Genomic DNA, 6042 nt, shown 5'->3' with positions numbered 1-6042 from the left:
TTCTTCACCGCCAACAATCAACGCCCCAGAAGAAGCATCAACTGCCTCGAACACCAGTGGCATTCATCAGCGAAGCCCACGAGTATATGACAGATTTGGGGGCGCCATCAACCTCCAGGAACTTTTTTCGCCCAAGTTCCGAGGCACCTCCTCGAAGACTACGCTCCTCCATAAAGAAAGCCGCCCGAGGGCGGCTTTCTTACATACAGCAAGTTGCTACTTAGTAATAGCGCGAGCTGTTCATGCGGCGCATCGCTTCATAGAGCGTGGGCATGCGCACTTCCTGCGAACGGGTGCTCATGCGGGCCAGCGCGTCGATCTTGGCAGCCTCAGCGGCAGGCACCGTGCCTTCCGATTGCTGGCGCCACATCGCAGCCTGCAGCTCTTGCATCACGCGCGGGTCGCTCTTGGCGGTTTCCAGGAAGCGGGCGTCGGCGCGGGCAGCGGCACGGCGTTCGGCGGCAGCGCGCCAGGCACCGGCGATGCTGCTTTGGCGCACCGAGCCTGCGAACAGCGCGAACAAGGCGATGGCTGCGACGCAGAACACAGTCCAGGCAGCGAGCAGACCGCCTTCGTTCCAGTTGGAAACGAGCGAGTCAGTCACCACCAGCACGGCCGCCGCAATGGCGACGATCAGCAGGGCAACGAGCGGACGGGCGCCATTGGCGCCGGCGCGGGCAGCCTGGATCTGGCCGAACAGGACTTCGGCGCGACGCACGCCGGGGTGGACAGTAGGTTGGTCAACGTGAACGAAGCTAGTCATGATGCATCCCTCCTGGGACAGTGGTAATCAGTGGTGGCGAACAAGGCCGATGCAGTGATATTAGGGATTACCCCAGTGTTCGTCCACTTTATCTTTCTGATGTTTATCATTCACAAGACTGATGGACGTCAACTTTCGCACACTCGACCTCAACCTGCTTCGCGTCTTCGACGAGGTGATGGCGGAGCGCAACCTCACGCGCGCCGCCCGCAACCTCTCGATCACGCAACCGGCGGTAAGCAATGCGCTGCGGCGCTTACGTGAAGTACTGGGGGACGAGCTGGTGCGCCGCTCCGGCGCCGGCGTGGAGCCCACGCCACGGGCGCTTGCCCTCTGGCCGACCGTGCGCGATGCCCTGCGCCAGCTGCAGCACACACTGGCTCCCGGCGAGTTCGATGCAGGCACCGCCGACACCACCTTCCTATTAGCGATGGCCGACGCCACCGCAGCCGAACTCATCCCTGGCCTGGTGCAGATCGCCGAAAAGGAAGCGCCCGCCATTTCGTTACGCGTGCTGCCGCTGACCACACGCGATCCGCGCCGCATGCTGGAGTTGGAAGAAGTCGACATGGCCGTCGGCTATTTCCCGGCGGTGATCGCCAGCCTCGCGGCGCGCGGGCAATCTGGGGTGGGGGTGCCGTTCGAGACCCAGCGGCTCTACCTGGGCCAATACGTATGCGTGATGCGGCGCGGCCATCCGCTGGCGAGCGCGCCCCTCACGCTCGACGACTACTGTGCCGCGCGGCACCTGCTGGTGAGTTTTTCGGGGCGGCCCTACGGCTTCATCGACCAGACGCTGGGCGCCTTGGGGCGCGAGCGGCGCATCGTGGTGACGGTGAACCAGTTCTTCACGGCCGGTCGGGTGGTCGCCAATTCAGACCTGCTGACCGTGCTGCCTCGTCACTTCGTGACGGTGACCGGCATCGACGATCAATTGGTGCTGCGCGACCTGCCCTTCGACCAGCCGCCGGTGCACGTGGATGCCATCTGGCATCGGCGCGCCCAGCATGGGCATTCGCACGAGTGGCTGCGCAATGCGCTGTTGCGCTCGGCAGCCGCGGCTTTCGCCGGATCGGTCCTCGGGCAGAAAGTGCCCGGCTGACCGGGTTCGCTTAGCGGACGACGCTGAGCCAGGCGCTGGCTGCGGCGCGCAGTTCCTGCGCGTGGTGGGCTCCGCGGCCGGCGCGCATGTCGGCGCTTTCCATCAGCGCTGCGGCGTGGCTGGCCGGAGCATTGGCGCTGGAAGAACGGAAGAAACGGGCCACTTGGGCAATGAGGCTGAACATGACGGTGCGCGGCTCGTGGCTGCGCTGGAGTGGTTGATGTTTCAAGAATAAGGGTTATCCCTAGTTAATCAAGCCAAACCTTATGCACTTCACGCATGGGGCAATTCACCTAGACTGGCCCGACGATGAAGCTGCAACTGCTCTCCGACCTGCATCTGGAGTCCCATCCCCGCTTCCATGCTGAGCCCGTGCCGGGCGCCGACATGCTGATCCTGGCGGGCGACATCGGCTCCTACCAGCAAGGCTCCCGCCTGACCGATACCGATTTCGGCCTGGGCCGCTTTTCGCCCCGCAACGGCTGGCCAGTGCCGGTTGTCTACGTGCCGGGCAACCACGAGTACGACAACGTCGACTTCGACGAGACCCACGACCGCCTGCGCACGCTCTGCGAAGAACTCGACATCCTCTGGCTGGAGCGCGAAACCCGGGTAATCAACGGCATCCGCTTCGTGGGCACCACGCTGTGGGCCGACTTCGACGCACTGGCCGAACCCACCGACAGCCTGGCCGAGGCGCTCAAGAAACGTGGCAAGGCCATGCGCGCGGCCGATTTCTATCTTGAAAAAGCAGCCACCATGCGTAACGGCGAACTCTTCCTCGCCGCGCAGCTGCGCGACCAGGCGCTGGCCTGCCAGACCTGGCTCACCCAGGCGCTGGCCGAACCTTTCGACGGCACCACGGTGACCATCACCCACTTTGCGCCGAGCCTCGAAAGTGCTGACCCGCGTTACGGCCTGACACCCGGCACGGCCGGCTTCTGCAATGCGCTCGACGAGTTGCTGCCCCATGCGAAGCTGTGGCTGCACGGCCACCTGCACTGCCCGTCGGACTATGTGAAGAACGGCTGCCGCGTGGTGGCCAACCCGCTGGGCTACGCACGCAACGGCGAACAGGAAGGCTACAAGCCCCAGTTGCTTATCGACGTGCGCTGACCGGCCGCAGCGTCGCGCAGACGGTAACGGCCAGCAACGCGTTCGCCACCACGGCTGTGTAGACTGGCCGAGCCCATCTCACCGATGGAGGAGAGCGCCATGACGCAACAGCAACAACAACGACGCAACTTCCTGCAGCAGACCGCCGGCGCCGCCGCGGCCACTGGACTGCTCTCCTTGTGGCCCCGGGCCTTCGCCCAGGGACCGAACGAAACCGCCGGCAGGGCCATGGGCCAGCTGTCGATAGCCGAAATGTCGCGCCGCCTCGCCGCCGGCACCCTCAGCAGCAGCCAGCTAGTAGAAGAAGCACTGGCCGCCATCCAGAACCCCGCGGGCGAAGGCGCGCGCACCTTCATCCGCGTGCACGCCGATACGGCCCGCGCCACCGCGGCACGGCTCGACGCCGAGCGCAAGAGCGGCCGCCCGGCCGCCTCGCCGATCGCCGGCATCCCGATCTCCCTGAAGGACCTGTTCGACGAAGCCGGCATCACCACGCTCGGCGGCTCGATGGTGCTGGCCGGCCAGCCGCCGGCGGCGCGCGATGCCCTCGTGGTCGAGCGGCTGCGGCGCGCCGGCGCGATCATCATCGGGCGCACCAACACGGTCGAGTTCGCCTACACCGGCCTGGGCGTCAACCCGCACTACGGCACGCCGAAAAACGTCTACGACCGCGCAACAGGCCGCATCCCGGGCGGCTCGACCTCGGGCGGCGCGATCTCGGTGACCGACGGCATGGCGGCCGGCGCCATCGGCACGGACACCGGCGGATCGCTGCGCATCCCGGCGGCGCTCAACGGGCTGGTGGGCTTCAAGCCGACGCAGCGGCGCATTCCGCTCGACGGCGTGATGCCGCTGTCGACCTCCTTCGATTCGGCCGGGCCGATGGCATGGACGGTGGAAGACTGCGCCCTGCTCGACGCCGTGCTGGCCGCCGAACTGCAGCGCCCGCTGCGTGTGCTTCCGCTGCGCGGCCTGCGCTTCGCGGTGCCCAAGACCTTCTTCCAGGACGATCTGTCGGCGCCCGTGGCCGCGGCATTCGCGTCGGCGCTGGCCAAGCTCTCCGCCGCCGGCGCGACGGTCACCGAACTGCCGATGACCGAGTTCGCGAAGGCGCCGACCATCAACCCGCGCGGCATGATCACCGCCGCCGAAGCCTTCACCTGGCACCGCGACTTCATCAAGACAGGTGCCGCCAAGTACGACCCGCGCGTGCTGGCCCGCATCAAGACCGGCGAAACCATCACCGCGCCTGACTATCTGCAGCTGCAGGCGCTGCGCCGCCAGTTCATCCGTTCGATCAACACGGCCGCCGTGGGCTACGACGCGATGCTGATGCCCACCACGCCCGATATCGCTCCGCCGATCGCCGAAGTTCTGAAGGACGACGACACCTACTACCGCATCAATGGCCGCATGCTGCGCAACCCCTCGGTGGTGAACCTGTTCGACGGCTGCGCGCTCTCGGTGCCCTGCCACGACGCGGGCACGGCGCCGGTCGGGCTGATGGTGGCCAGCATCGGCAACACCGATCACCGGCTGCTCGCGGTGGGCGCAGCGGTCGAAGCCGTGGTGACGCCGCGGCGCGCGCTCAGCAGCTAGCGCGCGGCCAGGCCGTCGAAGCAGGTTGCGAGCACAAGCTCGACGATCTGCTCGTCTGTCTGCAGCCCGCCAGCCTTCAGGAAACCGAGCACCGGATCGCAGGCGCGTGCGAACAACGTGTAGAGCACGGCTATCGCCGGCAGCTTCGGGTTGAGCGAGCCGTCGGCCTGCGCCGTCTGGATCCAGCCGCCGAGCTGGTCGCTGATGGTGACCAGGCGGTCGAGATATCCCCGGTTGTTCATCAGCGCGGCGCGCAGGCTCGAGTTCTGGTGCGGCAGCGAAGGCATCTCGCCGGCCAGTTGCATCTGCATGGCCCAGCGCACCACGGCGCGCAGCTTGTCGACGGGCTTGTTCTCGGCCGGCACCGCGGCAAGGAAATCCAGGGTGCGCTGCATGATGCGCACCATCGCGGCGGCCGCCAGGTCTTCCTTGCTGGGAAAGTGCTTGTAGAGGCTGGCCTTGGCGATGCCGACCGTTGCGGCCACCTCGTCGACCGTCATCGATTCGAAGCCCTTCTCGGCGAGCAGGCGGTTCGCGGTCTGCACGATGGCCTCCTCGCGGGCCTGCAGCATCTGTTCCTTGAACGAGGTCTTGGCGGGGGCGGTGGCACTCATGCCGGAAATTCTAGTCTCGCCCGTCGCTGGGCAGACGGCATGGATGTCGAAATACCAGCCAGTCTTTTACAGACCCGCCGGTTTGCCCGATCTCAGGCGCCCCGGCCCTTGGATACCAGGCGGATGCCCGGCATCAGCTCGGCCGCCAGTTCCGGGCGCTCCAGCGCGTAGTCGAGGTTCATGCGCGCGATCTCGACGTGCTCCTCGCCCAGCGCCTGCGCCCGCGAGCCTTGCCCGCGCTCGATGGCCTGCACGATCGCATGGTGCGTGCGGTGCGCCTGCCGCATCCATTGCTGGCCCTCTTCCATCGACGACTGCATCGGCAGCATCGCGCTCGGAGCGGCAAAGGGCTGGCCGCCCAGCATGTCCATTACCCGCTTGAGCGCGAGATTGCCGCAGCCTTCGACGATCAGCTTGTGGAAGCGGTCGTTCATTTCGACGTAGGCCGCGTAGTCGTCGATCTCCATGCTGGGTTTGTTCACTGCCCGGTCGCCATCCTCCAGGCACTCTTTCAGGTCGCGCAGCAGCTGGCGCGATGCACCGTCTTCGGCCAGCAGGCGCGCGGCGAAGCCTTCGATCACGCCGCGCACGCGGATGGCGTCGGCCACTTCCTGCGAGGTGAAGCGGCGCATCTGGTAGCCGCCGCTGGGCGATTGCTCGATCAGCCCTTCGTGCTCCAGACTGGCCAGCGCGAGCCGCACCGGGGTGCGCGAGGCTTCGAGCTTCTCGGCGAGCGGGATCTCGGCCAGCCGCTCTCCGGGCACGAATTCGCCCTTGAGGATCATGTCGCGCAGTTGCACGAGCACGCGGGATTGTTGGGAGTCCATCGGCGGATTCTAGGAGACGAG

7 protein-coding genes are annotated in these 6042 nt (G+C 66.5%); 3 read left to right on the top strand and 4 right to left on the bottom strand.

Annotation, left to right across the window (positions count from 1 at the left end; genetic code table 11):
* Window positions 1–220: 220 nt before the first annotated feature.
* On the bottom strand, window positions 221–763 hold the full coding sequence (locus tag BMW87_RS12785; RefSeq protein WP_093056989.1) for a hypothetical protein: 543 nt from the start codon (window positions 761–763) through the stop codon (window positions 221–223).
* A gap of 121 nt (window positions 764–884) precedes the next feature.
* Here BMW87_RS12785 and BMW87_RS12780 point away from each other — a divergent pair, with 121 nt between their 5' ends.
* On the top strand, window positions 885–1865 hold the full coding sequence (locus tag BMW87_RS12780) for a LysR family transcriptional regulator (protein ID WP_093056990.1): 981 nt from the start codon (window positions 885–887) through the stop codon (window positions 1863–1865).
* A 10-nt stretch (window positions 1866–1875) separates the two neighbouring features.
* Here BMW87_RS12780 and BMW87_RS34695 read toward each other — a convergent pair whose 3' ends face one another.
* Entirely contained in the window at window positions 1876–2094 is a 219-nt protein-coding gene (locus BMW87_RS34695) for a hypothetical protein (RefSeq protein WP_093056991.1), read from the bottom strand.
* A gap of 80 nt (window positions 2095–2174) precedes the next feature.
* Between BMW87_RS34695 and BMW87_RS12775 the strand changes: the two genes are divergently transcribed.
* Together BMW87_RS12775 and BMW87_RS12770 are read left to right on the top strand one after the other, a co-directional pair.
* Window positions 2175–2981, top strand: a complete 807-nt coding sequence (locus BMW87_RS12775; RefSeq protein WP_093076628.1) for a metallophosphoesterase — start codon at window positions 2175–2177, stop codon at window positions 2979–2981.
* Between the two features lie 99 nt (window positions 2982–3080).
* A complete protein-coding gene (locus BMW87_RS12770; RefSeq protein ID WP_093076627.1) occupies window positions 3081–4580 on the top strand; it encodes an amidase in 1500 nt (499 codons plus the stop codon).
* Here the strand turns inward: BMW87_RS12770 and BMW87_RS12765 are convergent.
* Window positions 4577–5194 carry a TetR/AcrR family transcriptional regulator gene (locus BMW87_RS12765; protein ID WP_093076625.1) on the bottom strand — a complete coding sequence of 206 codons (618 nt, stop codon included), beginning with the start codon at window positions 5192–5194 and terminating at the stop codon, window positions 4577–4579. The genes BMW87_RS12770 and BMW87_RS12765 overlap by 4 nt on opposite strands.
* Before the next feature lie 92 nt (window positions 5195–5286).
* Window positions 5287–6021, bottom strand: coding sequence for a GntR family transcriptional regulator (locus BMW87_RS12760; protein ID WP_093056994.1), 735 nt, complete (start codon window positions 6019–6021; stop codon window positions 5287–5289).
* Window positions 6022–6042 lie beyond the last annotated feature (21 nt).

The organism is Variovorax sp. OV084 (assembly GCF_900111625.1).
Taxonomy (GTDB): domain Bacteria; phylum Pseudomonadota; class Gammaproteobacteria; order Burkholderiales; family Burkholderiaceae_C; genus Variovorax.
Note: the sequence above shows the minus strand (reverse complement) of the source record. Positions and strands in the feature narration are given on the sequence as shown.

Bases quoted from the DNA above. Each gene is read 5' to 3' on its own strand.
- BMW87_RS12760 (WP_093056994.1), bottom strand. From the start codon at position 6,021: ATGGACTCCCAACAATCCCGCGTGCTCGTGCAACTGCGCGACATGATC.
- BMW87_RS12780 (WP_093056990.1), top strand. From the start codon at position 885: ATGGACGTCAACTTTCGCACACTCGACCTCAACCTGCTTCGCGTCTTC.
- BMW87_RS12785 (WP_093056989.1), bottom strand. From the start codon at position 763: ATGACTAGCTTCGTTCACGTTGACCAACCTACTGTCCACCCCGGCGTG.
- BMW87_RS12775 (WP_093076628.1), top strand. From the start codon at position 2,175: ATGAAGCTGCAACTGCTCTCCGACCTGCATCTGGAGTCCCATCCCCGC.
- BMW87_RS12770 (WP_093076627.1), top strand. From the start codon at position 3,081: ATGACGCAACAGCAACAACAACGACGCAACTTCCTGCAGCAGACCGCC.
- BMW87_RS12765 (WP_093076625.1), bottom strand. From the start codon at position 5,194: ATGAGTGCCACCGCCCCCGCCAAGACCTCGTTCAAGGAACAGATGCTG.